The sequence below is a fragment of the Streptomyces sp. NPDC096132 genome, assembly GCF_044763345.1.
Lineage (GTDB): Bacteria > Actinomycetota > Actinomycetes > Streptomycetales > Streptomycetaceae > Streptomyces.
The window spans coordinates 157,372-181,688 of sequence record NZ_JBIWGA010000014.1 but is presented as its reverse complement, the minus strand read 5'-3'; the positions used below and the strand labels follow the sequence as shown (position 1 = coordinate 181,688).

27 protein-coding genes are annotated in these 24,317 nt (G+C 68.9%); 16 read left to right on the top strand and 11 right to left on the bottom strand.

Annotated features, from left to right (window positions below):
* Positions 1 to 52: 52 nt before the first annotated feature.
* The 3 genes from ACIRF9_RS30730 (at position 53) to ACIRF9_RS30720 (ending at position 2,476) form a co-directional block, all read left to right on the top strand.
* Positions 53 to 852 (top strand): IS5 family transposase gene (locus tag ACIRF9_RS30730; RefSeq protein WP_403828792.1). Its coding sequence is split into 2 segments (ribosomal slippage): positions 53 to 388 and positions 391 to 852, totalling 798 coding nucleotides; the frame shifts between segments, so codons are not numbered across the junction.
* Between the two features lie 367 nt (positions 853 to 1,219).
* Positions 1,220 to 1,810, top strand: coding sequence for a hypothetical protein (locus ACIRF9_RS30725; protein WP_403828598.1), 591 nt, complete (start codon positions 1,220 to 1,222; stop codon positions 1,808 to 1,810).
* Positions 1,811 to 2,089: 279 nt separating this feature from the next.
* A complete protein-coding gene (locus tag ACIRF9_RS30720; protein ID WP_403828596.1) occupies positions 2,090 to 2,476 on the top strand; it encodes a hypothetical protein in 387 nt (128 codons plus the stop codon).
* A gap of 552 nt (positions 2,477 to 3,028) precedes the next feature.
* On the opposite strand, the gene ACIRF9_RS30715 is transcribed toward ACIRF9_RS30720, so the two are convergent.
* A complete protein-coding gene (locus ACIRF9_RS30715) occupies positions 3,029 to 3,535 on the bottom strand; it encodes a hypothetical protein (protein ID WP_403828595.1) in 507 nt (168 codons plus the stop codon).
* A 314-nt stretch (positions 3,536 to 3,849) separates the two neighbouring features.
* Entirely contained in the window at positions 3,850 to 4,119 is a 270-nt protein-coding gene (locus ACIRF9_RS30710; RefSeq protein WP_403828593.1) for a hypothetical protein, read from the bottom strand.
* Between the two features lie 244 nt (positions 4,120 to 4,363).
* Here ACIRF9_RS30710 and ACIRF9_RS30705 point away from each other — a divergent pair, with 244 nt between their 5' ends.
* Positions 4,364 to 4,531 (top strand): hypothetical protein, encoded by a 168-nt coding sequence (locus tag ACIRF9_RS30705; RefSeq protein ID WP_403828591.1) that lies wholly within the window; start codon positions 4,364 to 4,366, stop codon positions 4,529 to 4,531.
* Positions 4,532 to 4,551: 20 nt separating this feature from the next.
* Here the strand turns inward: ACIRF9_RS30705 and ACIRF9_RS30700 are convergent, their stop codons facing one another.
* Positions 4,552 to 4,881: a hypothetical protein gene (locus ACIRF9_RS30700; RefSeq protein WP_403828589.1), complete on the bottom strand. Its 330-nt coding sequence runs from the start codon at positions 4,879 to 4,881 to the stop codon at positions 4,552 to 4,554.
* Positions 4,882 to 5,121: 240 nt separating this feature from the next.
* Here ACIRF9_RS30700 and ACIRF9_RS30695 point away from each other — a divergent pair, with 240 nt between their 5' ends.
* Together ACIRF9_RS30695 and ACIRF9_RS30690 are read left to right on the top strand one after the other, a co-directional pair.
* On the top strand, positions 5,122 to 5,523 hold the full coding sequence (locus tag ACIRF9_RS30695; RefSeq protein WP_403828587.1) for a hypothetical protein: 402 nt from the start codon (positions 5,122 to 5,124) through the stop codon (positions 5,521 to 5,523).
* A 255-nt stretch (positions 5,524 to 5,778) separates the two neighbouring features.
* On the top strand, positions 5,779 to 6,000 hold the full coding sequence (locus ACIRF9_RS30690) for a hypothetical protein (RefSeq protein ID WP_403828585.1): 222 nt from the start codon (positions 5,779 to 5,781) through the stop codon (positions 5,998 to 6,000).
* A 330-nt stretch (positions 6,001 to 6,330) separates the two neighbouring features.
* On the opposite strand, the gene ACIRF9_RS30685 is transcribed toward ACIRF9_RS30690, so the two are convergent.
* Together ACIRF9_RS30685 and ACIRF9_RS30680 are read right to left on the bottom strand one after the other, a co-directional pair.
* The gene (locus ACIRF9_RS30685; RefSeq protein WP_403828583.1) at positions 6,331 to 6,927 is read right to left on the bottom strand and encodes a hypothetical protein; all 597 of its coding nucleotides are present in this window, start codon (positions 6,925 to 6,927) and stop codon (positions 6,331 to 6,333) included.
* A 207-nt stretch (positions 6,928 to 7,134) separates the two neighbouring features.
* Positions 7,135 to 7,407 (bottom strand): hypothetical protein, encoded by a 273-nt coding sequence (locus ACIRF9_RS30680; protein ID WP_403828581.1) that lies wholly within the window; start codon positions 7,405 to 7,407, stop codon positions 7,135 to 7,137.
* A gap of 19 nt (positions 7,408 to 7,426) precedes the next feature.
* On the opposite strand from ACIRF9_RS30680, the gene ACIRF9_RS30675 reads away from it, so the two are divergent.
* Together ACIRF9_RS30675 and ACIRF9_RS30670 are read left to right on the top strand one after the other, a co-directional pair.
* Positions 7,427 to 7,771 carry a hypothetical protein gene (locus ACIRF9_RS30675; protein ID WP_403828579.1) on the top strand — a complete coding sequence of 115 codons (345 nt, stop codon included), beginning with the start codon at positions 7,427 to 7,429 and terminating at the stop codon, positions 7,769 to 7,771.
* Positions 7,772 to 7,865: 94 nt separating this feature from the next.
* Positions 7,866 to 8,414, top strand: coding sequence for a YciI family protein (locus tag ACIRF9_RS30670; protein WP_403828577.1), 549 nt, complete (start codon positions 7,866 to 7,868; stop codon positions 8,412 to 8,414).
* A gap of 28 nt (positions 8,415 to 8,442) precedes the next feature.
* Here ACIRF9_RS30670 and ACIRF9_RS30665 read toward each other — a convergent pair whose 3' ends face one another.
* On the bottom strand, positions 8,443 to 8,940 hold the full coding sequence (locus ACIRF9_RS30665; RefSeq protein ID WP_403828575.1) for a MarR family winged helix-turn-helix transcriptional regulator: 498 nt from the start codon (positions 8,938 to 8,940) through the stop codon (positions 8,443 to 8,445).
* Between the two features lie 116 nt (positions 8,941 to 9,056).
* Here ACIRF9_RS30665 and ACIRF9_RS30660 point away from each other — a divergent pair, with 116 nt between their 5' ends.
* Complete coding sequence (locus ACIRF9_RS30660) at positions 9,057 to 9,482, top strand: HGxxPAAW family protein (protein ID WP_403828573.1); 426 nt, start codon at positions 9,057 to 9,059, stop codon at positions 9,480 to 9,482.
* A complete protein-coding gene (locus ACIRF9_RS30655; RefSeq protein ID WP_403828571.1) occupies positions 9,403 to 10,290 on the top strand; it encodes a DUF2797 domain-containing protein in 888 nt (295 codons plus the stop codon). The genes ACIRF9_RS30660 and ACIRF9_RS30655 overlap by 80 nt, the downstream gene beginning before the upstream one ends.
* Before the next feature lie 73 nt (positions 10,291 to 10,363).
* Here the strand turns inward: ACIRF9_RS30655 and ACIRF9_RS30650 are convergent, their stop codons facing one another.
* Positions 10,364 to 10,705 (bottom strand): SCO4225 family membrane protein, encoded by a 342-nt coding sequence (locus tag ACIRF9_RS30650; protein ID WP_403828569.1) that lies wholly within the window; start codon positions 10,703 to 10,705, stop codon positions 10,364 to 10,366.
* A 251-nt stretch (positions 10,706 to 10,956) separates the two neighbouring features.
* On the opposite strand from ACIRF9_RS30650, the gene ACIRF9_RS30645 reads away from it, so the two are divergent.
* From ACIRF9_RS30645 to ACIRF9_RS30620, 6 genes are all read left to right on the top strand, one after another.
* Entirely contained in the window at positions 10,957 to 11,697 is a 741-nt protein-coding gene (locus ACIRF9_RS30645) for a response regulator transcription factor (RefSeq protein WP_026179246.1), read from the top strand.
* Positions 11,694 to 13,328 carry an ATP-binding protein gene (locus ACIRF9_RS30640; RefSeq protein WP_403828566.1) on the top strand — a complete coding sequence of 545 codons (1,635 nt, stop codon included), beginning with the start codon at positions 11,694 to 11,696 and terminating at the stop codon, positions 13,326 to 13,328. The genes ACIRF9_RS30645 and ACIRF9_RS30640 overlap by 4 nt, the downstream gene beginning before the upstream one ends.
* A 14-nt stretch (positions 13,329 to 13,342) precedes the next feature.
* Complete coding sequence (locus ACIRF9_RS30635; protein WP_403828564.1) at positions 13,343 to 14,929, top strand: glycosyltransferase; 1,587 nt, start codon at positions 13,343 to 13,345, stop codon at positions 14,927 to 14,929.
* A complete protein-coding gene (locus ACIRF9_RS30630) occupies positions 14,926 to 17,151 on the top strand; it encodes a glycosyltransferase family 39 protein (RefSeq protein WP_403828562.1) in 2,226 nt (741 codons plus the stop codon). Before ACIRF9_RS30635 ends, ACIRF9_RS30630 begins: the two co-directional genes overlap by 4 nt.
* Before the next feature lie 145 nt (positions 17,152 to 17,296).
* A complete protein-coding gene (locus ACIRF9_RS30625; protein ID WP_403828560.1) occupies positions 17,297 to 18,706 on the top strand; it encodes an MFS transporter in 1,410 nt (469 codons plus the stop codon).
* A gap of 161 nt (positions 18,707 to 18,867) precedes the next feature.
* The gene (locus ACIRF9_RS30620; protein ID WP_403828558.1) at positions 18,868 to 19,671 is read left to right on the top strand and encodes a TetR/AcrR family transcriptional regulator; all 804 of its coding nucleotides are present in this window, start codon (positions 18,868 to 18,870) and stop codon (positions 19,669 to 19,671) included.
* Between the two features lie 41 nt (positions 19,672 to 19,712).
* Here ACIRF9_RS30620 and ACIRF9_RS30615 read toward each other — a convergent pair whose 3' ends face one another.
* The 4 genes from ACIRF9_RS30615 to ACIRF9_RS30600 all read right to left on the bottom strand — a co-directional run bounded on the left by ACIRF9_RS30615 (position 19,713) and on the right by ACIRF9_RS30600 (position 24,199).
* On the bottom strand, positions 19,713 to 20,183 hold the full coding sequence (locus tag ACIRF9_RS30615; protein WP_403828556.1) for a PPOX class F420-dependent oxidoreductase: 471 nt from the start codon (positions 20,181 to 20,183) through the stop codon (positions 19,713 to 19,715).
* Between the two features lie 48 nt (positions 20,184 to 20,231).
* Complete coding sequence (locus tag ACIRF9_RS30610; RefSeq protein WP_403828554.1) at positions 20,232 to 21,056, bottom strand: YceI family protein; 825 nt, start codon at positions 21,054 to 21,056, stop codon at positions 20,232 to 20,234.
* Positions 21,057 to 21,144: 88 nt separating this feature from the next.
* Positions 21,145 to 23,694 (bottom strand): MFS transporter, encoded by a 2,550-nt coding sequence (locus ACIRF9_RS30605; protein WP_403828552.1) that lies wholly within the window; start codon positions 23,692 to 23,694, stop codon positions 21,145 to 21,147.
* A gap of 13 nt (positions 23,695 to 23,707) precedes the next feature.
* Entirely contained in the window at positions 23,708 to 24,199 is a 492-nt protein-coding gene (locus ACIRF9_RS30600; protein WP_403828550.1) for a MarR family winged helix-turn-helix transcriptional regulator, read from the bottom strand.
* Positions 24,200 to 24,317 lie beyond the last annotated feature (118 nt).

Sequence of the window (24,317 nt, the reverse complement as noted above, 5' to 3'; positions counted from 1 at the left end):
GTGGCTAAGACGTCATCTCATTTGGCTGGGTAAGCTGCCTGTCGTGGCAGGGATCGTTGAGCGGCTGGTGCCAGACGAGTTGTGGGAGCTGTTCCAACGGGTGGTGCCGGAGGCGCCCTCGCGGCCTCAGGGCGGTGGCCGGCGTCGGCACGGCGACCGCGAAGTGCTGGCCGCAATCGTCTTCGTGGCGACCTCGGGCTGCACGTGGCAGCAGTTGCCGACCGCATCGTTTGGGCCGTCTGGCGCGACGGCTCACCGACGATTCACCGAGTGGACGAAGGCCCGGGTGTGGGCCAAACTGCACCGCCTGGTCCTCGACGAACTCGGATCCCGCGGCGAGCTGGACTGGTCCCGGTGCGCGATCGACTCGGTCAACATGCGGGCCTTGAAAAGGGGGAGCTGACAGGCCCGAATCCTGTGGACCGGGGCAAGTACGGGTCAAAGATCCACTTGATCACGGAGCGGACCGGTCTGCCCCTGTCCATCGGCATTTCCGGCGCGAACATGCACGACAGCCAGGCACTGATCCCACTGGTGAAGGGCATACCGCCGATCCGCTCCCGCCGCGGACGCAGGCGACGCAGGCCCCACAAACTCCACGCCGACAAGGGCTACGACTACAACCACCTGCGGCGATGGCTATCCGGCCGAGGCATCCGGCACCGCATCGCCCGCAAGGGCATCGAGACCTCGCAACGACTCGGCCGCCACCGTTGGACCATCGAACGCACCATGGCCTGGCTCGCCGGATGCCGCCGACTGCACCGCCGCTACGAACGCAAAGCCGAGCACTTCCTGGCCTTCACCAGCATCACCTGCACCTTGATCTGCTACCGCCGACTCACCAAATGAGATGACTTCTAAGGCCGGTGGGGGTGCAGCGAGACACACGCGTGCGTGGTCGGTCGGCGCACCCGCCGTCGTGGCTGACTGTCATCGGCTGAGGTTCAGGCCGGGCGCATCGAGGGTGCCGGCCGTCAGTCGAGTGAGGGGAAGCTGGGCCGTCCCTGGGCCGTCCGAGGCCGCTCGACAGTGGCCAATGACGACCAACGACGACCGCCAGGCGCACGAGCCCCCTACCTCTGACCAGCAAAGACCCAGCTCAGCAAGATCCCCGGCAAGACCCAGGGCAAGAAGACAGGTCTTGGCTCATCATCGCGGCTCTCCCGACCGCTTCCGATTCCATGACCGAGGTACGAGTGTTCGAGATGATTAGCCTATGTCGCAGACGTATATCGCGCTCGTCGGTGCTGGCGGCGCAGTGGCAGGCGCTGTAGCTGGTGCACTGGCTACGGGCTTGTTGGGAGTGAAAGTTGCCCGAACCCAGCTCTCAGGGCAGAGAGCGAGCCAAGTCCTGGATCTGCAAGAGCAGCACCGTACGCGTCATCGCGAGATAAGTCGCACAACGTACGTAGACCTCATTAACGAGGCAAATAAGGCAAAGAAGACCATTGCTGAGGTCATGCATTGCAAGGTTGCAAATGTGGACTCAATGCTAGAAAGGGCGGAATCCGTCAATTCTATGCTCGAAAAGGTGAGCGAGTGCATCACCATGATTGAACTCGAAGGGGAGCGGACCGCCATGAATAAGGCTGTCGCATATTGGCAGAGCATGGAGAATGCGACTTCAACTGTGGCTCAGCTGTTGATGCAACTTACCGAACCGCAGGGCCGCCAAAACCTGAACTCTAATTCTATCCTTATGGACGTCGATCGCCTGAGCGCGCAATCGGCAATGGAAGAGATCCATCGAAGCCGGTCTGAATTCATGGAGGCGGCCCGCTCCGCCCTGGGTAACAATGCAGTCTGAACAGGCGCGGCAGTAATGGAGTCACCGGCCAGCGTCCCTCCTTCGGCCTCAGTACCAGACCCATCAGCATTCGAGCCGCACAACAACCGCACCAGATCCAGCAGGGAACAGCGGGGAGCCACGGCAAAAACAGCCGTGTCCGACGGCGCCGCAGATCAAGCGTTCGCCGAGGTCAGCGCACGGATGAGCTGCGAATGATCGCAGCTTCCAAAACTGAGGGCGGACCAGGGCGCCGGAGTTGGTCCGCCAAGGCCGGCCGCTGTCATGGACGATGACTGTATGCACTATTTCAACGGGACAGGTTGGCTCGCGATCTTCACCGGCACGGAGACGATGATCGGTCGGACCGTGGACGTGGACGCCTGGGACACAGAGACAGGCGTTGCCCTCGTAGTCGATCCCAAACGCGGTACTCGTCGTCTGGTGACGGACTACCCGGACTTCTCCCATCTGGAGCGAGCCGACCAAGTGGTGGCCGCCATTCCCGGAGCAGGCTGGCGCGCGTACTGGAAGGACGAGGGGCCAGACAACGGGCCCTTGACCGAGCAGGTGCTTGCATGGCTCGTCACCTTCAAGGGACGAGCCACCCCAATCACAGTCGACAGGCACGGACACGTGGACGACGCCGAGAGCGCCGATCGCCTCATCCCGCCCGGGGAGAAATGAAAGATCCTGCGCAGGGCGAGTGTCTAACTGCGTAACAACGCCCACGAACAGCGGCGGACGACCGCGAACGCCTACGGACCATCAGGGCAGGTTAGAGCCACAACACCCCAAGGCAGCACCCCCACCCAAGTTGCTTCGGGACGAAGCAGTCATTGCCCAATGCCTCGCCACAACGGTTCCGCCGTCGTGACTTGCTCTGGTCGACGACACAAGCCAGTAGCGTGGCTGAGGCCGGTGGGGGGGCAGCGAGGCATACGCGTGCGTGGTCGGCTGGCACACCCGCCGTCGTGGCTGACTTTCGTCGGCTGAGGTTCAGGCGGCCAGCCGAAGATCCCCGTGCCCCTGCCGTGCCCTATCGAACGGGAACTGAGGGGGAACCACGGTGACTGACGGACAGCGCGCATGAGAGCGGCCCCTGACCGATACACCAGGTCAGGGGCCGTTCTACTGCGGAGACGGTGGGATTTGAACCCACGGTGACATCGCTGCCACGACGGTTTTCAAGATCGGTTCACGCTCACGGGACTCCCGCGTGGCCGAAGCTGGGTCACCTTACTCATCCTCCAGAGCGCGGAGAGCGACAGACGAGTCTGCGACAGCCGCTCGGCCCCTGGCTCGCGCCACTTTGAGTCTCCGTCGCCATAGCAACTTTGACCGGTGTGGATGCCACAGAGCCTCGTAGACCAAGGCTGTCGCTTCATTGAGCGCACGGAGGTACTCGACGTTGACTCCCCCACCGTATTCAGGATCGGGATACTGCTCCCAGCTGCGGCGGCTCTCCCTGTAGATGGCAGCCCTTGTTTTCACGTACCAGTCGGATACTTCCTGAGGAACGCCGGCGATCAAAGCGGCTGCTTCAAAGGCATGCTGAGCAGAGCGGAGCTTCGCCCACTCTTCTTGTCTACCTTCAGACCACACCGCTTCCTCCAAGGCGCTCATAGCGCTGCGGGCAGCTGCACGAGCTTGGCGACGTTCGGGGCCAGCGCTCACGTACTGCGTGACGAGCCCACCCACGCTGCCAGCTCCGAGGATCTGCAGGAGTCCGACAAGATCAGCCATTCTGCGAACGTAACAGTGAGCTCGGTCGGGGGTGACCGGTTTCGCAAGCCGGGTCAGTCTCCGGACCGAGGACGCGGTTCAGGCGGTCCGCATCAAGGTGCCCGTTGCCCTGGGGAGGGTCCCAATAGCCAACCCGGTGGAGCGGGCCGTTGCTCGTGGCATGCGGCAGGTTTGAGCATCCATGGTTGATCGTGTTCGGAATCGGCCTTGTCGCCCTGGGCATGTCGCAGAGCCGACTCCGTGATGACCTGAAGCCGTAGGGATCGTGCCAGACCCATGCCAGATCCTGCGGGGAACCACGGGGAATCCCCTTGTCAGGATCCCTGGAGGCGTATCGATGTCCACCAAGCGGTGAGGCGGTCCGACATTCCATCCACGTCGTAGGGGTGGCTCAAGCCGAAGTGAGCTGTCAGCTCGTGGCATAGGAACTCCTTCAGCTCTGCTCGGTCAGCTCCGCGCTTCAGTCGGCTGAGGATCGGAGCGACGAGGCAGTCGTACTCATCTGGTACAAGATCGGCCACGCCGATCGGGTCCCACTCGGTGAGCAGGTGCCGCAGGTCGTCCTGTACGTCCACTGCTGCCATGGCGCCAGGATGTCATGCCTGCCAAGTGATCATCGTGGGGCCGTCCCTGGGCCGTGCGAGGGCGCCCGAGGTCGACCAACAGCGACCGACAGTGACAGTCGAGCCGCAACCGTCAACCCCGAAACCCCAGGTCACAGACCCCAGCCCATACGGGTTTCCCCCCAGGGGTAGCCGTCCGGCAAGATGGGGTGTTTCTTACCGTGTCCCGCTTACACATCGTCAGGCAAGCAATTCAGGAGCCCTCATGAGCACTGTTCACGTACGCATCGGGGATCACCGGACCAAGTACCACACCGACGCCGACTGCCCGTCGTTGAACGGGAAGCAGGACACCTACATGGGTCAAGAGCCGATGTCCGAGGACCAGGCCAAGGAGCAAGGGCTCACAGCCTGCCAGCACTGCAAGAGGTAGCCGTGCCAGCGCCACGGCGTTCAGGACGAGGGCGTGAGGCCAGCGGATTGGTCGAGGCGGAACGGGGAGCCCGGAGCCGTCGGAGTCCAACCCGCGCGGAGAGCAAGCTGAATGGCCTGGGCAACGCCGGACGGCAGTATAGGCGCGGCCTCGCGTCCGAACCAGTTGCTCGGATGCGGCTGGTTCGTGGTGACCACGAGCGTCATGCCCGGGGTATCCGCATGCTCGACTGCGAACGTGCACGGCAACCAGGCCAGCGCCTGAAAGTACGTCGGCCGGCCTCGGAGCCGCCAGCGGTAGGCCGTGCCGTCGACAACGATCCGTCGTGATCCCTTGCGGACCAGTGCCATGGCTCCCCCCTTCAACAGCGACGATGCTAGCGAGCCCGACCCCGCCCTCCGTCTCATTTTCCGTCTCATTCAGCGCCGTTCACGGCCGTTCAGACGGGACCGTAACCCGTAGCCGCTCCCGCAACCGACCGGCCATGAACGCAGGTGAACGACCTCGTACGCGGCCCCGCGAGGCACCACCACAGTTGGAAAGCGTGCGCGGCAGCGGCACTGTCAGAGCCTGGGCTTACCGTCCAGGGCATGGCAATCAGACCGTCAGCACGTTGGCGTGCGCGCGTGGACGAAGAGGCAACAGAGCTCGCGGCGGGAACCCGCTCCCCGAGCGATGCCTTCCTGACGGAGCTCTTCCCGGAATCGCTGCTTGTGGCCACGGATGAGGCACTGCGCGCGTTCGAGTTGAATGTGGAGGTGCTCCGGGACCAGGACGACGAGCAGGTCTTCGAGGCGATCAAGTGTGTCGTTCTGGTGCTGAACGAGATCAACGAGGAGCACGACGGTGCCGGCTACGAGACCCAGGAGCGTGAAGAACTGTGCCTCTACATCGATCACACCTTGATGGAGCACGGCATCGACGTCCCGGCTCTGGCAGCCAGGCGAGGCATCAGCCGCACCGAGATCACCGATGACTGGCGGGCCTGGTAGCCGTTGCTGTACAGCAACGGAGTACAGCAACCCCAGCAACCGTCAGCGCCCAGCATCGGCCCGCACAGCACTCCCCGTAGCCTGTATGACCTCCAATGACCGATCTCTCCAGAGCTACGGATCAGAAGGTTGCAGGTTCGAATCCTGCCGAGTGCACACAGGTCAGAGGCCCCGGAGAGATCCGGGGCCTCTGGTATTTCCGGATCTGTGCCGACGGCCACAGCGAGCGGGATGCGCATAGGCTCATACTGAGCCATGACAAAGCCTCCGGCACCGAAGCGTCATCTGCCCACCAGCCCCTTCAAGGCCCCGGTCGCACCGGCTCCCAAGCACTTCGCCATGGGCGACCAGGTCACACACGACGTGTACGGCCTCGGCCGGGTGGTCGGCATCGAGGACGGAATCGCGGCCCTCGTGGATTTCGGCTCGGCGCAAATGCGGATCTTGAGCCCGTACGCCAAGATGACCAAGCTGTAGGACCGCTGTGCCCGGTCACGGCACGCCAGGCCCCAGCAGGGACCTGTAACGAAAGGCAGACCCCCATCGACCCGACGTCGCTGTTCTCCGCCCTGGAAGGGCAACCCCGCCGTTCCACCGCTGTATCGCCGCCTCCGACGACAAACCCCTTCCAGGCCCCGGACTTCGGAGAGGACGAGATCTTCTGGTCCGAGCATGTACAGGAGCCCACCCCGGGCACGCGTGCGGCGCGGTCCAAGGCCGCCTAGCGGTGGTTCGGCGGCTGTGTGCCGCGAGCTCGACGTCTGACGGTCGTTCAGAGCGGGCTGCTGCAACAACGCGGCAACAGGTTCACAGGTGCCAAATGCGATAACTCCAAGAACCATCCCCGGTCTTCCGTCCTTGCAGGAGTCTCCTACGCGCGGGGTGTGCGGCAGCGATCACGAAAACGGTCGGCGTCGGGTGGGGGTTCCTGTGGAGGTCGAGGGTGTATCGAACTCCGGTACGATCGGCCGCCCAGTGCTGCCGGACGCGTTCGGCGTAGCTCTCGTGGAAGGACGCCACCGTGCAGGCTCCGCTGCCACGCCGGTCGAAGGGGCCGTCGGCGATCGCCGCGGCGGCGGCCGGTGTCCCCAAGTCGAAGGCCGGGTCGGAGGACGATTCCGAGACCGGGCCGGAGGCGGAGGCGGAGGCTTCGGCGCCGCCGATGTCCGAGGCGGCGGTCTCGTTCGTCGCGGAGCTCACCGTCACGACGCCCGACCGGGCGGCCACCGGCTCGGCTTCGGCCACGGTCGCCCTGCCGTCCTCGGCCGGGCGGCGGACGGCGAGCGGCTCGGGCGCGGCCGCGCCGTCGTCCTCGGCCGGGCGGCGGACGGCGAGCGGCTCGGCTGCGGCCGCGCCGTCGTCCTCGGCCGGGCGGCAGGCGGCGAGCGGCTCGGGCGCGGCCACCCCGTCGTCCTCGGATGGAGGGCGTGCGGCTGCCGGCTCGGGCGCGGCCACCTCTTCGTCCTCGGGCCGACGGCGGTTACCTCGGGCAGTGCTGGTGATCGGTGCCGTCGTGGGGGTGGGCGCTCTGGTCGGTGGTGCCTTCTATCTCGGCGGCGCCAGGAGCACTCGCCCGTCGGCCTCGGCGCCGGGTGCCGTGCCGGACTCCACTCAGGAGGGCGGGGTGTACGACAGCACGCCGACCGGGGGCGGATCGGGCTCGCCGTCGACCTCGCCGTCGGGATCACCGTCGGCCGACCGCAAGAGCGCGTCGCCGAAGGCCTCGGCCACGGGGTCGGCCGGCGCCGAGGCCGGTGATGCGCGCACCAAGGCGGAGGCCAAGCCGTCCGCGACCTCGGGTGGCAGTACCCGCCGTGCCGACTCCGGGTCGAGCAGCAGCGGCAGCGGCACCTCGTGCACCTCCACCGCCGGCTCCGGCACCATCAGTGACCACTCCGCCTGCGTGGCCTCCGGAACCGTGACGTTCCAGGCGACCTTCCAGGCCTCGGAGCGCTACTACCACGTCTTCATCAACACCGACGGCGACACCTCGACCGGTTATCAACTCCCCTATCCCTCGCCCTCGGCCCTCGGCGCCGACTACATGATCGAGAACGGCGGCCTCTACCGGAGCCGGTCGACCGACTGGAGCTGGACCGAGCTCGGGACCAGCCCCACCCTGAAGGTCAGCGGCTCCACCCGGACCTGGACGCTGTCGCTGAGCGGCATCGGCTCGCCGAGCGGGACGCAGAAGGTGGAGTTCAACGCCGGATCGAACTACACCTCGGTGATCACCTTCAGCCCGTAGGAGGTGATCGGTCCGCCCGGCGCTCCCTCACCACGACGACCCCTGCGAAAGATATTCGGCCGAGCCGGGCGCCGGTGTGCTGAAGACTGCCCGTATGGAGTTCTTCTGTTACCACCGGGACCGGGTCGGCTCCGAGGCGCTGCGGGGCGAGTTGCTGGAGGCGCACTGGGGATACATGGACCGGTATACGGCGGAGATGATCGCCCGGGGGCCCACCTTCGCCGACGGGGGAGAGGCGCCCACCGGCAGTGTGCACATCGTCGATCTGCCGGATTCCGCCGCCGCTCGTGCGTTCGCCTTCGACGAGCCCAATTACCAGGCCGGCGTGTACCGGGACGTGCTGCTGCGTCGCTGGCGCAACCTGCTCGGGCGGACCATGTGGGAGTTTCCCGGGAGTCGCAGCGGTGGCCGTCGGTATCTCGTGCTCGGCCTCGGTTCGGGACCCGCCGCCGACCTCGAGGTGCCGGACGACCGGGACGGACTGATCGCGTACGGACCCTTGCTGTCCGACGACGGTGCTCTCTGGGTGGGCACGGCGGCCCTGGTGCGGGCCGACGGCCCGGATGCGGCTCGTGCCGTTCTGACCGCCGACCGCTATGCCGGCATCGAGGTCCACGAATGGGAGTTCGGCGGGCGGCGGTAGGGCGGGTCCGCGCCCTTCGTGGCGCTCGTCATCCCGCGTCGTCCTCCTGGGCGCGGAGTTCCTCGCGGTAGCTGTTCGCCAGGGTGGTCGCTCGGGTGAACCAGTCCGTCAGGACCGCGATCTCCTCCGGGGAGTAGTCCGCGAAGAGGGTGTTGAGGCGGACGTAGTACGGCTCGTAGAGGGCGTACGCCTTGGCGACCGCGGACGGTACGGCGGCCACGCGGACCCTGCGGCGGTCCTCGGGGTCGGTGCGGCGGGTGACGTATCCCGCGCGTTCCAGGCGGTTGAGGATGCCGGTGACCGCGCCCGTGGTGACGTGGACGCGGGTCGCGAGCTCGCCGGCGGTGAGGAGGTCCTCGCCGGCCTGGAGGACGTAGGCGAAGCAGGTCAGGTCGGTGACGTTCAGGCCGAGGCGCTGGGCCATCTCCTGCTGGCCGATCATGCTCGCCGCGATGAGGTCGTCCATGGCCGAGATCGCCTCGGCGGGGGTTGCCGCGGGGCGAGGACTGGGGGGCTTGGCTGTCATCGCGGTGGCTGGTTCCTCTCCACAGGGTTCGTGCTGGGTCCTTGTTATCTGCTTTCGGTTTCTCTTACCTTGTAAGAGATTCATGAAATCAACCTCTTAGATTGTGAGGGAACGGCGTGGCGGGACATCTGTACGACGAAGGGCACACGATCGCCGGCTGGACCGGCTTCGGGATCGCGACCGTGGGGACCGCCGTGATCGGCGTCGGAATGTGTGTCGTCTCCCCTGCCCTGCTGGTCGGCGGGGGCGCCGTCGTGGCCGTGAGTGTGCTGGTCACGTGGGGGCTGCACCTGGCGGGGTGGGGCAAGCCGCCGGGCGTGCGGCCGCGGGTGGAGTGGGGGATGCGGGTGCGGGACACCGGGGCCCGGGGCGGTCATCCGGGGTGTGTCGGATGCCGGCTCGCGGGCCGCGCGCCGGGCGGGCGGGGGGCGTTGTCAGTGGCCGGGGCTAGCGTGGTGGGTGATGGGACAGGCGTGGAAGTGCGCGGGGCTGCGGTGGTCGGCGGAGGGTCCCGTGCTGATGTGGGACGGGGGGCGTCGTAGCCCGCTGTCCTGGGGTAAGCGGGTGGCCTTCGAGGTCGCGGAAGGGGGTGTACGGCAGTGTGTCGGGGCTCGGGGGCATGCGTGTCCGGTGCGGGCGGCGGTGCCGGGGAGAAGTGCCGGGGCGCGCTGCGAGGAGTGTGCGCGGCTGGACCGGGCGCATTCCGTCGCCGCGGACGGGATCGCCGACGACCCCCGGCCGTATCGGGTGTACCTGGCGTGGTTCGGACCCGGACTCGTCAAGGTCGGCATCACGGCCGTCGAGCGGGGGTCGGTGCGGCTGCTGGAACAGGGGGCGGTCTGCTTCAGCTGGCTGGGCAGCGGGCCGCTGATGGCCGCCCGGCGGACCGAGGAATTGCTGCGGGCGGCTCTACGGGTGCCGGACCGGATTCCGTACACCGAGAAGCGGGCGGTGCGGGCCGCCCTGCCGAGAGACGAAGAGGAACGGATCGGTGAGATCCGCGAGGTGCACGCGCGAGCCGTGGAACTGGCGGGCTGGCCCGAGTCGTTGACTCGCGCGTCCTTCCAAGCCGTCGACCATCTGCGGGCGTTCGGGCTCGACGCGGCGCCCGCCGCTCAGGGGGAGGTGAGGGAGCTCGTCGCCGGGGGTGCGGTGAGTGGAGAGCTGGTCGCGGCGGCCGGGCCCGATCTTCATCTGGCCAGCGGGGAGCGGGTGGTCGTACTGGACACGCGGTTGATGAGGGGGTGGGAGCTGGTTCCGGCCGGCGGGGAGGAACGACAGCGGCGCGCGTTCCGGCTTCCCGTACGGGAGTTCGAAGACGCGCGCCATCGGCAGGACGGGTTGTTCTGAGGCCGTTCCGAGAGCTGCTGGGGAAGAAGGGCTGGGCTGAGAAGGACGCGGGCCGGAGGTCAGGCGCCGGAGGTCAGGCGCCGGGCGCCGGCCGCACGGACGACATCCGGCGTCTGCCGATCGCGCGGACCGCCGCGCCGATGACGGCGGCGTTCACGAGCCCGCCGATCACGATGCCCAGGTAGAAGGGCGCATCGGTGGGGATCCAGGCGAGCGCCATGGTGAACAGCATGTTCAGCGGAGCGGTCAGCAGCATGGGCGCGACATAGGACATGGAGGCGTCGGCCTGGCTGACGAAGAGGTCTTCGTAGAGCGCGAATCCGGCCGTGAGGGCCACGGCGGCGAGGTAGGCGCGGGACACCCAGTTGTTCACGGCGAGGGCGAGTGCGGCGCGGAAGCGGTTGGTGGCGTTCATGGTGTTCTCCGGATCTGTTGGGGAGCCGGGCACAACCATGCCGGGAACACGGGGGGTTGGGGATGCGCTGTGCTACTCAGCTACACCGCTGTGACGGTACTCAGACAAGTCGGCGGGAGGCCGTCCTCCGTCCGAGATCAACTCGGCGTCAAGGGTTGCCAGGCATTGCCTGAGAGGCTCCTGTGAGTTTCTTAGGGAAATCACAGGTTCTGGAAAGAGTGCTCTCAGAGGACACCGACAAGGTGTTCCCCATGACCACGACCTCGCCCCAGGGGCGCACCGAACTGCTGAGGCCGGACGGGAGCCCCGTCCGAGTGCTTGTGGTGGACGACGAGTTGTCGATCACCGAACTGCTGTCCATGGCCCTGCGCTACGAGGGATGGCAGATCCGGAGTGCGGGAGACGGCACCGGCGCCATCCAGACCGCCCGGGAGTTCCGTCCCGACGCCGTCGTCCTCGACATGATGCTCCCCGACATGGACGGCCTGACCGTCCTGGGGCGGCTGCGGCGTGAGCTGCCGGACGTTCCCGTCCTCTTCCTCACCGCCAAGGACGCCGTCGAGGACCGTATCGCCGGTCTCACCGCCGGTGGCGACGACTACGTCACCAAGCCGTTCAGCCTCGAAGAGGTCGTGGCGCGGCTGCGCGGACTCATCCGGCGCTCCGGTGCCGCCGACCGGCGCTCCGACTCCGTGCTCGTCGTCGGTGACCTCACCCTCGACGAGGACAGCCACGAGGTCTCGCGGGCCGGGGAGGGCATCCACCTCACCGCCACCGAGTTCGAGCTGCTGCGCTTCCTGATGCGCAACCCGCGGCGCGTGCTCAGCAAGGCGCAGATCCTGGACCGCGTGTGGTCGTACGACTTCGGCGGTCAGGCCAACGTCGTCGAGCTCTACATCTCCTACCTGCGTCGCAAGATAGACGCCGGCCGTGAGCCGATGATCCACACCCGGCGTGGGGCCGGTTACCTGATCAAGCCCGCCGCGTCATGAGCGGGCGACGACGGCCGCGTCCGCAGAAGAGACGAGCGGGAAAGCCGCGCACCCTGCGGACCCGGCTCGTCGTCGTGTCCGTGACACTGATCGCCGTGGTCTGCGCGGTGATCGGGACTGTCACCACGCTGGTCCTGCGGGATCACCTTTACGGGCAGTTGGAAGGCTCCCTCAAGGAGTCCGCCATGCGCGCCTCGGGCGGGCCCATCGGAGGCCCCGGAGGCAAGGACGGCGTCAAGACAGGAAACGGCAGCACCAGCAGCAACACGCCTCAACAGGGGACCAAGCTCGACGAGGTCGTCAATGGCCCGGGACCGCAGAAGGCCCTTGCGGCCAAGATCGAGAACGGCTCGATCACCAGTGGCAAGGTCGGCACCAAGAAGAACGACGCCGCCGGCGTCGCCCAGATGGACCCGGTGGACCTCAACGAGGCCCAGATGAAGGCACTCGGCTCGGTCACACAGGACCAGAGGCCCCACACCGTCGAGATCCCAGGCCTTGGCACCTACCTGGTCCAGTCCATCAACGGCAAGAACGGCAGCTTCTACGTCGGCATCCCCACCTCCGACGTCGACAACACCATCAACACCCTGATCATCGTGGAGATCAGCCTCACCGTCGCCGGCCTGATCGCCGCAGGTCTCGCCGGCACCGTCATGGTCAACGTCGCCACCCGCCCCCTCCGCAAGGTCGCCGCCACCGCGACCCGCGTCTCCGAGCTCCCCCTGCACACCGGCGAGGTCAACCTCAGCGAACGTGTGCCCGAGTCCGAGACCGATCCGCACACCGAGGTCGGCCAGGTCGGCGCCGCGCTCAACCGGATGCTGAACCACGTCCACGGCGCCCTGCACGCCCGCCAGGAGAGCGAGATGCGGGTGCGCCAGTTCGTCGCGGACGCCAGCCACGAACTCAGGACCCCGCTGGCCTCCATCAGGGGTTACGCCGAGCTGACCCGCCGCGGACGCGAAGAGGTCGGCCCCGACACCAAGCACGCCCTCGGCCGTATCGAGTCCGAGGCCGGCCGGATGACCCTCCTCGTCGAGGATCTGCTCCTGCTCGCCCGCCTCGACGCCGGGCGCCCGCTGCAGTTCGACCAGACCGACCTCGTACCGCTGGTCATCGACACCGTCAGCGACGCCCGCGCCGCCGGGCGCGACCACGTCTGGCGTCTCGAACTCCCCGACGAGCCCGCGCTGGTGTCCGCCGACTCGGCGCGTCTGCAGCAGGTGCTCGTCAATCTGCTGGCCAACGCCCGTACGCACACCCCGCCCGGTACGACCGTCACCGCACGCGTGCAGCGACGCGGACCGTGGCTGTGCGTGGACGTCCAGGACAACGGCCAGGGCATCCCGCCGGACCTGCTCCCGCACGTCTTCGAGCGGTTCGCCCGCGGTGACTCCTCGCGCTCCCGTGCCTCCGGCTCGACGGGGCTCGGCCTGGCGATCGTGCAGGCCGTGGCGACCGCGCACGGCGGTGCCGTGACGGTGGACAGCGTGCCGGGGCAGACCGTCTTTACGGTGCATTTGCCCGCCCTTGCCCCCGCCGTTCCCCAGCCGGCCCCCGAAACGAACTGGCAACTGGACTCACAGGTACAGCACAGTGCCACCACATGGGTGCAACAGGGCGCTTGACGAGAGTCGTTGGCATGCGAACCGACTCTTCTCCCGGCACCCTGCCGGCGCGGGAGCACCTCCCGGCCGCCACAGCCGGTACGCCTGTCCTGGACGTAGTGATCCCCGTCTACAACGAGGAGAAGGACCTCCAGCCGTGCGTCCAGAGACTGCACGACCATCTGACGCGTACGTTCCCGTACACGTTCCGCATCACGATCGCGGACAACGCGTCGACGGACACCACCCCCGAGGTGGCGCGGCGGCTGGAGGCACGCATCCCGGAGGTGCGGAACTTCCGGCTCGAGCAGAAGGGCCGCGGCCGTGCGCTGCGGACCGTCTGGTCGGCCTCGGACGCCCCGATCCTCGCGTACATGGACGTGGACCTGTCCACCGACCTCAACGCGCTGCTGCCGCTGGTGGCCCCGCTGATCTCGGGTCACTCCGACCTGGCGATCGGCTCCCGGCTCTCCCGCAGCTCCCGCGTGGTGCGCGGGCCGAAGCGGGAGTTCATCAGCCGCGCCTACAACCTGATCCTGCGCGGCTCGCTCCAGGCCCGCTTCTCGGACGCCCAGTGCGGCTTCAAGGCCATCCGGCGTGATGTCGCGCAGGTGCTCCTCCCCCTGGTGGAGGACACCGGCTGGTTCTTCGACACGGAGATGCTGGTGCTCGCCGAGCGGGCCGGCCTGCGGATCCACGAGGTGCCGGTCGACTGGGTCGACGACCCGAACTCCACGGTGCACATCGTGAAGACGGCGACCGAGGACCTCAAGGGTGTGTGGCGCGTGGGCAAGGCCCTGGGCACCGGCTCCCTGTCCCTCGACCGGCTCACCCGCCCCTTCGGTGACGACCCCCGCGACCGCGAGATCCAGGACGTGCCCAAGGGCCTGGCCCGCCAGCTCGTCGGCTTCTGCGTCGTGGGTGGTCTGTCCACCCTGTTCTACCTGCTCCTCTACAGCGGCTTCCGCCAGTTCAGCGGCTCGCAGTTCGCCAACGCGCTCGCCCTGCTGGTGTCCGCCGTGGCCAACACCGCCGCCAACCGGCGTCTTACCTTCGGGGTCCGCGGCCGCGGCGGGGCCGTCAAGCACCAGGCGCAGGGCCTCGTCGTCTTCGGTATCGGCCTCGCGCTGACCAGCGGCTCGCTCGTCGCCCTGAACGCGGCGACGACCGACCCCGCGCACTCCACCGAACTCGCGGTGCTGATCGCCGCCAACCTCGCGGCGACGATCCTGCGCTTCCTGCTCTTCCGCGCGTGGGTGTTCTCGGACCGACGGGAGGCCGGCGACTCGGAGTCGACCGTCGTCGCCTCCCATCTGCCGGCCCAGCCGGCGCCGACCGGAGCGTCGTACGGCCCGTTCGGGTCGCAGCTCGTCGGCCACCCGGGCCACCCGGCCCAGACGGCCCACCCAGGCCACCCGGCCCAGACGGCCCACCCGGCCCAGACGGCCCACGCGGTCCACACGGCCGCGCCGGCGTACGCGTCGTCGTACCGGAACACCACCGCCACCCACGAGACCACCCAGTTCCGCGCCGGCGAAGCCGCGGACGGCACCTGGAGGGACGCCACCATGCGACTGCAGCCGGTGCGCCCCCACGACACCGACCCGGGGGACCCCCGATGACCACCCATCTCGACCAACCGACGGCCACCTGGGGCCCGGCGCCCACGGCGCCCCCGCAGGCACCGGTCGTCCCGGCCCCCGAGTCGGGTGAGCCGAAGCAGCCCTTCCTCCGCAGACTCTGGCGCGGCCGCCCCGAGGACCCCCGCTGGGCCCGCCCGGCCTTCCTCGGCCTGCTCCTCGCCACCCTCCTCCTCTACCTGTACAACCTGAGCGCCTCCGGCTACGCCAACTCCTTCTACTCGGCGGCCGTCCAGGCGGGCAGCCAGTCCTGGAAGGCCTTCTTCTTCGGCTCGCTGGACGCCGGCAACGCCATCACCGTCGACAAGCCCCCGGCCTCCCTGTGGCCGATGGAGCTGTCGGTGCGGATCTTCGGCCTGAACTCCTGGGCGATCCTCGCCCCCGAGGTGCTGATGGGCGTCGGCACGGTCGCCGTCGTCTACGCCGCCGTGCGCCGCCGGTTCAGCGCCGCGGCCGGCCTGATCGCGGGCGCCGTGCTCGCGCTCACCCCCGTCGCCGCGCTGATGTTCCGGTTCAACAACCCGGACGCGATGCTGGCCCTGCTGATGGCCGTGGCCTGCTACTTCACGGCTCGCGCCGTCGAGGACGGCCGGACGAAGTGGCTGGTGTGGGCCGGTGTCGCGATCGGCTTCGCGTTCCTCGCCAAGACCCTCCAGGCCTTCCTGATCCTCCCGCCGCTCGCGATCGTCTACGCGGTCTGCGCGCCGGTGTCGGTGAAGAAGCGGTTCGGCCAGCTGGCCCTGGCCACCGGCGCGCTGATCGCGTCCGGCGGCTGGTGGGTCGCGATCGTCGAGCTGTGGCCCGCCTCCTCCCGCCCGTACATCGGCGGCTCGCAGAACAACTCCTTCCTGGAGCTGACCTTCGGCTACAACGGTCTCGGCCGCCTCAACGGCGAGGAGACCGGCAGCGTCGGCGGCGGCGGTGGCAACACCGGGCAGTGGGGCGAGACCGGCTGGGACCGGATGTTCAACTCCGAGGTCGGCGGCCAGATCTCCTGGCTGCTGCCGGCCGCGCTGATCCTCCTGGTCGCCGGTCTGGTGGCCACCCGCAAGTACAAGCGCACCTCGGCCACCCGCGGTCTGTTCCTCGTCTGGGGCGGCTCGCTGCTGATCACCATGGTCGTCTTCAGCTACATGGCGGGCATCTTCCACCAGTACTACACGGTGGCCCTGGCCCCCTACATGGCGGCCGTGATCGGCATGGGCGCCGGCCTGCTGTGGGAGAAGCGGTCCGAGCTGTGGGCCTCGATCAGCCTCGCGGCCTCGGTCGTCGCGGCGGCCTCCTGGTCGTACGTCCTGCTCAACCGCACCTCCGACTACCTGCCCTGGCTGAAGTGGCTGGTCCTGATCGGCGGTCTGGCCGCCGCGCTCGGCCTGATCTTCGCGGGCCGGATCAACCGGCAGCTCGCCCTCGCGGCGGCCTCCGTCGGCCTGGTGGCCTCCCTCGCCGGTCCGACCGCGTACACCATCAGCACCCTGCAGACGGGCCACACCGGCTCCATCGTCACGGCGGGCCCGTCGGGCGCGTCCATGGGCGGCGGTCCGGGCGGTGGTGGCGGCCGGGGCGGCTTCGGCGGCGGCAACGGCGGTGGTCCCGGCGGCCAGAACCAGCAGAACGGCAACGGCAACACACAGGGCCAGAACCAGCAGGGCAACGGCACCACCCAGAACGGCAACGGCTTCCCCGGCGGCGGCCAGATGGGTGGCGGCATGCCGGGCCAGAACCAGCAGAACGGCAACGGCAACAGCAACAGCCAGGGCCAGAGCCAGCAGGGCGGTCTCGGCGGCCAGACCGGCGACGGCGGCGGCATGGGCGGCGGCGGTGGCGTCGGCGGCCTGCTGAACGGCGCGACCGTCTCCGACGAGGCCAAGAAGCTGCTGGAGACCGACTCCGGCAAGTACACCTGGGTCGCGGCGGCGATCGGCGCCCAGAACGCGGCGAGCTACCAGCTCTCCACGGGCGACGCGGTCATGGCGATCGGCGGCTTCAACGGCACCGACCCGTCCCCGACGCTGGCGCAGTTCAAGAAGTACGTGGAAGACGGCAAGATCCACTACTTCATCTCCAGCGGCACCGGCGGCGGCATGGGCGGCAGCAGCAGCGGTACGTCCTCGCAGATCACGTCCTGGGTCGAGGCCAACTTCAAGAAGGTGACGGTCGGTTCGTCCACCTTCTACGACCTGACGCAGAAGGCGAGCAGCTGACGTAGGACCGGCTGAGAGAAGGGCGGTGGCCTGATGCCACCGCCCTTCTTCGCGTCCTCCGCCGTAACTCGGTTGTACGCGGTGACTCGGCTGTACGACATAACTCCGTTGTACGCCGTACAGCAATCATTCTACGGTGTACAACATGACGACAACGCCTCCGTCCCCCCAGGGTCACCCCCAGCGCTGGCTGATCCTCGGCGTCATCTGCCTCGCGCAGCTCACCGTGCTGCTCGACAACACGATCCTGAACGTCGCGATCCCCTCCCTCACCCGGGAGCTGGGCGCGGAGACCTCCGACATCCAGTGGATGATCAACGCGTACTCGCTCGTCCAGTCCGGCCTGCTGCTCACCGCGGGCAGCGCCGCCGACCGCTACGGCCGCAAGAAGCTGCTCGCCGCTGGGCTCGCCCTGTTCGGCGTCGGCTCGGTGGTGGCCGGCCTCGCCACCACCTCCGCCCAGCTGATCGCCGCCCGCGCCGGCATGGGCGTCGGCGGCGCGCTGCTGCTCACCACCACCCTCGCCGTGGCGATGCAGATCTTCACGCCCGAGGAGCAGCCCAGGGCGATCGGCATCTGGGCCGCGGTGAACGCGCTCGGCTTCGCCACCGGGCCGCTCATCGGCGGCGTCATGCTCAACCACTTCTGGTGGGGCGCCGTCTTCCTGATCAACCTGCCGGTCGCGGCGCTCGGCCTGGTGGCCGTGATCGCCCTGGTCCCCGAGTCCAAGAACCCCCAGGGCGACCGCCCCGACCTGCTCGGCGCGTTCCTCTCCACCATCGGCATGGCCTCGCTGGTCTTCGCGATCATCTCCGGCCCCACACACGGCTGGACCTCGGCGCGGGTGCTGGTGAGCGGGGCGGTCGCGGCCGTCGTCCTCGCACTGTTCGCCCGCTGGGAGAGCAGGATCCCGTATCCCATGCTCGACCTGGGCTTCTTCCGCAACCGCCGGTTCACCGGCGCGGTCGGCGGGGCCGTCCTGATCACGTTCGGGATGGGCGGCGCGCTGTTCCTGCTCACCCAGCACCTGCAGTTCGTCCTCGGATACGGCCCTCTGGAGGCGGGCCTGCGGACCGCGCCGCTGGCGCTGACCGTCGTCCTGCTCAACTTCACCGGAGTGGCCGCCAGGGTGACGGCGAAGCTCGGGGCGCCGCCGGTGGTTCTGACGAGCATGGTGCTGATGTCGGGCGGACTGGTGTCGATCGCGACGAGCGGCGAGGGGTACGCCGGTACGGCGGCCGGTCTTGTGCTCATCGGCGTCGGCTGCGCGTTCGCCAACCCGGCGATGGCCCACGCGATCATGAGCTCGATCCCCCCGGCCAAGGCGGGGGTGGGCGCGGGGATCAACGGGACGTTGGCGGAGTTCGGGAACGGGTTGGGGGTGGCTGTGCTGGGGGCTGTGCTCGGTTCTTCTCTGGCAGCGGGGAAGTCGCTGTCGGACGGGCTCGGGGCGGGGCAGTTGGTGGGGGCGGTGGCTGTGCTGCTGGGGGGTCTTGTGGCGGCGGCCCTGCTGCGCAGGGCGGAGAAGGAGGAGCAGCCGGTTTTGGTCGCCTGAGGATGAGGGGGGTGCCTGTGGTCTGGCGGCTGCGGGCGCGTTGTGGCTGGTCGCGCCCACGCGGCGGAGCCGCATATCGGCACAGGCCCGCGCCCCTGAAGAGGTCGGCCGACGCCTAGCATCTTTCTCAGTGACCGGAAGATGAGGAAGGTGCCTGGCCCATGGCGAAAACTGCCAAGGACACCGCTCGCCACAGCGTCTGGCTGGAAGCCAGGACACATCGGCGCGGCCGTGGTGGCGGTCAACCCTCCGGGCTCGGTCGGGAGCGGATCACCGAGGTCACCGTGCGGCTGCTGGACGCGGAGGGGCTGGCGAAGTTCTCCATGCGGAGGCTGGCCGCCGAGCTGAACGTGACGGCGATGTCCGTGTACTGGTACGTCGACACCAAGGACGACCTGCTCGAACTCGCCCTGGACGCGGCCTTCGGGGGCCTGGAGCTGCCCGATACGGGGGACGAGGGGGAGGACTGGCGCGACCAGCTGCGCACGCTGGCCCGCACGTACCGCGCCGTGCTGGTCCGCCACCCCTGGCTGTCGCCGCTGGCCGGCACGTTCCTCAACATCGGTCCGAACAACCTGGCCTTCTCCCGCGCCGTCCAGCAGGTCGTCCGCCGCACCGGGCTGCCCACGCACGGCCTGGCCGCCGCCATCTCGTCCGTCTTCCAGTTCGTGTACGGCTTCGGCACGATCGAGGGCCACTTCCGGGCCCGCTCCACGTCCGTCGGGCTGACCCCGGACGAGTACTTCAAGCACGCGCTCAGCACGGTGACCGAGGCCCCCGGAGCGGCCGACGTCGTCAAGGAGTCCCAGGACATCATGGCGGCCCGGGGCGGCGACACCGTCGAGGAGATGTGGGAACGGGACTTCGACTACGCCTTGGATCTGCTGATCGCAGGAATCGAAGCCATGGCGGCGAAGGCCGACACCGAGCAGGGGCGCGGGGAACTGCGCGACAAGCCACACTGAACCCGCACCCTCCGTCCGGCGTGGAGGTGTTGGCCGGCGTTTCAGTCTTGCGGGGCGAGCCGCGCCGGGAAGCCCCCCGTGGCCACGGGACCCCACCGTTCCGGCGTGACCCGGATGATCGACTTGCCCTGCTTGACCATCGCGGCCCTGTACTCGTCCCAGTCGGGGTGCTCGCCCGCGATGTTGCGGTAGTACTCCACCAGCGGCTCGACCGAGTCGGGCGCGTCGATGACCTCGGCCGTGCCGTCGATCTGGACCCACGGCCCGTTCCAGTCGTCGCTCAGCACGACGACGCCGACCCGCTCGTCCCGCTTGGCGTTGCGGGTCTTGGCGCGTTCCGGGTACGTCGAGACGACGATCCGGCCCGAGTCGTCGACACCGCAGGTCAGCGGCGATGCCTGGGGGCTGCCGTCGGCCCGTCGGGTCAGCAGGATCGCGCGGTGCCGGGGGCGCACGAAGTCCAGCAGCTCGTCGAGCGAGACGGTGGTGTTGGTCGCGATGTTCGGTGCCATGGCGTCAGCCTAGGCGCAGCGGGCCCACCTCGCCTGACCCCGCTGGGCCTATGCCTGGGGGAGGGACTCCCCCCGCACCGCCTGGATCTCCAGCTCCACCCTCAGGGTCGTACCGATCGCGGCGATGCCCGCCTGGACGACCTGGTTGTAGTTCATCGCGAAGTCCTCGCGGTGGAGTTCCGTGGTCGCGCGGAAGGCGGCGCGGGTGCCGCCCCAGGGGTCGGCACCGGTGCCGAGGTAGGCGAGGTCCAGGTCGACGGGCCGTACGACACCCCGCATCGTCAGGTCGCCGTGGACGGTCCAGCGGTCCGGGCCGGACACGGTCAGGCCGGTCGAGCGGTAGGTGATCTCCGGGTGCGTCTCCACGTCCAGGAAGTCCGCCGAGCGCAGATGGTCGTCGCGCATGCCGTTGCCCGTGTCGATGGACGCCGCCCGGATCACCGCCTCCACCCGGGACTTGGTGACGTCGTCCGGGGCGACCTCGATCGCCGCCGAGAAGTCGGTGAACCGGCCGCGCACGCTGGAGATGCCCAGGTGCCGGGCGACCGCGCCGACGGTGGAGTGCGCCGGGTCGACGGTCCACGGCCCGGGCGGCGGCAGCTCGGTCCCGCCGCCCTGGCGGGACAGGATGATCGTGCCCGCCTCCGCCCTCCCGCTCGCCGTGACGATCGCGGTGGACGCGACGGGCCCGTATCCGACGGCCGTGACGATGACCGTGTACGCCCCGGGCGCGAGCCCGGTCGTGTCGCGTACGACGCCCTCCTCGTCGGCCTCCGCCCGCAGCACCTGGGTGCCCGTCATGTCGGTCACCGTGACGACCGCGTGCGACACGGCCCATCCGTCCCGCGTACGGATCCTCGCGGTCAGTCCCATTGCACGTACTCCTCGACTGGCACCGGCCCGGTGCGGACGAACCGCCGCACCGGGCCGGAGCGATGAACCAGGACAGGTCCTGGCCGGTCTACTCGCCCGGGTGGGCGAGCTCGATGTCATGGCCGTCGACGCCGGCTCCGGCGACCGTCAGCGCGGTGGCCACCGGCGGGTAGCCGGTCGCGATGACCGTGTACTCGCCGCCGTCGAGGTCCGCGAAGGCGTACGCCCCGTCCGCACCGGTCGTCGCCGTGCCGACGACGTTCCCCGCCGCGTCCACGAGCGTCACCCGCGCGTCGGCCAGCGGCCCGTGCGGCGCCCGTACGACACCCCGCAGCTGCGCGCCCGCGTCGAGCACGACCTCCACCCGGGTCACGCCCGTCCCGCCGATCTCGACGGGCAGCGCGCGCGGCCGGAACCCGGCGGCGTTCACCGCGACGGTCACGGCACCCGGCACCAGCTCGGCGAAGGCGAACTCGCCCTGCTCCCCGGTGGCCGCGGTGGCCAGCAGATCGCCGCGCACATCGGTGACGACGACCATCGCGTCCTTGACGCCCTCACCCGACTCGGCGGCCCGCACGAACCCGCCGAGCCCGCTGGTCCCGCTGAGCAGGATGTCGTACGCCAGCGGCTCGCCGCCCACGACGATCGTGGACGCCTGCGGCTGGAACCCGTCCGCGGAGGCGATCAGGACGTACGACCCCGTACCGGGCGCGTCCAGCGCGTAGGCACCGTCGGCCTGCGCGACCGAGCGGCCCAGCTGCCGTCCGGAGAGGGAGATCAGGGTGACCGCGGCCTGCGGCACGGGCGCGCTCTCGGCACCCCGCACGAAGCCGCGGACCGGGACACCGCCGGAGCCGCCGGAGCCCACGGGCTGCTCGGTGGCCACCGCGAGGGCGGCGGCGAACTGCTGCGTGCCGTCGGAGCCGGGCTCCGAGGCGGCCGCGGTGGTCGCCCAGCTGGGCACACGCTGCTCGGTCGACGCGGCGGCTTCCGCCACGGCCGGGCTCTTCGCCTCCGCCGGGCTCTGTGCCCCCGCCTCGGTGCCTTCGGCCGCCTGGGCCATGGCCCCCCTGGTCTTCAGCGGGACCTCCTTGATGAACAGGGTGATCAGGAAGGCGAGCAGTGCCATGCCGGACGCGATCAGGAAGACGTCCGCGATGCCGTGGCCGTACGCGCTCTCCATGACCGTGCGCAGCGGCGCGGGCAGCTTGTCCATGTCCGGGATCTCGCTCGAGGAGCTCGAACCGGAGGCGAGGGCGGCGTACTTCGGGCCGAGGCCGGCGATGCCGTCCTTGGCGTAGTCGGTGATGCGGTTGGCCATGACGGCGCCCAGCGCCGAGACGCCCATCGCACCGCCGAGGGAGCGGAAGAAGGTGACGGTCGAGCTGGCCGAGCCGAGGTCGCTCGGGTCGACCTGGTTCTGCGTGGACAGCACCAGGTTCTGCATCATCATGCCGACACCGAGACCCAGCAGCGCCATGAAGACCGCGGTCTTCCAGTAGTCCGTGTCGTAGCGGATGGTGCCCAGCAGACCGAGGCCCGCCGTGATGAGCACACCACCGCTGACCAGCCAGGCCTTCCACTTGCCGGTGCGGGTGATGAACTGCCCGGAGACGGTGGAGGAGACGAACAGGCCGCCGATCATCGGGATGGTCAGCACACCGGACATGGTCGGCGACTCGTCGCGGGCCAGCTGGAAGTACTGGGCGAAGAACACCGTGCCGGAGAACATCGCCACGCCCACGAACATCGAGGCGATGGAGGAGAGGGTGATGGTGCGGTTGCGGAACAGCCGCAGCGGGATGATCGGCTCGCTCGCCTTCGACTCGACGAGCACGAAGACCAGCCCGAGCGCGATCGAGCCCGCGACCATCGTGTACGTCTGCCAGGACAGCCAGTCGTACTTGTCACCGGCGAAGGTGACCCAGACCAGCAGCAGCGAGACCGCCGCCGAGATGAAGAACGCGCCGGCCCAGTCGACCTTCACGTCCCGCTTCACGACCGGCAGGTGCAGGGTCTTCTGCAGCACGATCAGCGCGATGACGGCGAAGGGGACGCCGACGTAGAAGCACCAGCGCCAGCCCAGCCAGGAGGTGTCCGTGATGACACCGCCGAGCAGCGGGCCGCCGACGGTGGCGACGGCGAAGGTGGCGCCGAGGTAGCCGGAGTAACGGCCGCGCTCACGCGGCGAGATCATCGCGGCCATCACGATCTGCGCGAGTGCGGAGAGACCGCCCACGCCGATGCCCTGGACGACACGGCAGGCGATCAGCATGCCGGTGTTCTGCGAGAGTCCGGCGGCCGCCGACCCGAGCACATAGATGACGAGCGCTATCTGGACGAGCGCCTTCTTGTTGTAGAGGTCGGCGAGCTTGCCCCACAGGGGCGTGGTCGCCGTCATCGCCAGCAGGGTGGCGGTCACGACCCAGGTGTAGGCGGACTGGCCGCCGCCGAGGTCACCGATGATCTCCGGGAGGGCGTTCGAGACGATCGTGGAGGACAGGATCGCCACGAACATGCCGAGCAGCAGCCCGGAGAGCGCCTCCATGATCTGCCGGTGGGTCATGGGAGCGGCGTCGGCGGACCCGCCGCCGTGCTTCGCGTGGGCCCGCACACCGGCTGGTGTGGTCGTTGCCATGGACTTCCTTCTCTTACGCGGGTGTACGGGTGGTCTGTGGGTGAGGTGGGGGAGGCGGTGGCCGGTGCGGAGCGGCCCGGCAGTCGCCGAAGCTGGCGCGCAGCCGGGTCATCAGCCGGATGAGCTGGGCCACGTCGTCGTCGGACCAGTCACTCAGGCGCTCCGCCAGCAGGTCGGCGCTGCGCCGGGACAGGTCGGCGAGCACCGTGTGGCCCTCCGGGGTGAGGCGCAGGATGCGGGAGCGCTTGTCCGCCGGGTCGGGGGAGCGTTCGATCCAGCCCCGCTCGGCGAGGTGCGCGGCGTGTCGGCTGGTGACCGACATGTCGACGGCGAGCAGCTCGGAGAGGTTGCTCATGCGCATGTCCCCGTGGCGGCCGAGCAGCGCGAGGACACCGGCCGAACCGGAGGAGCAGTCGGCCGGCAGGATCCGCCCGAGGTCCCGCTTCACGGCCCCGACGGCACTGAGCTGACGCGCCAGTTCCTCGTACTGCGTCTGCGCGGCCATCACACCTCCCACTTTGTTGCTTAGGGCAACCATAAGAGAGGTTGGTTGCTGCAGGCAAATAAATCAGCCGATGGAGGCCGCAAAAAGTTGGCAAAGGCAAGTATTGCGAGGGTAAATG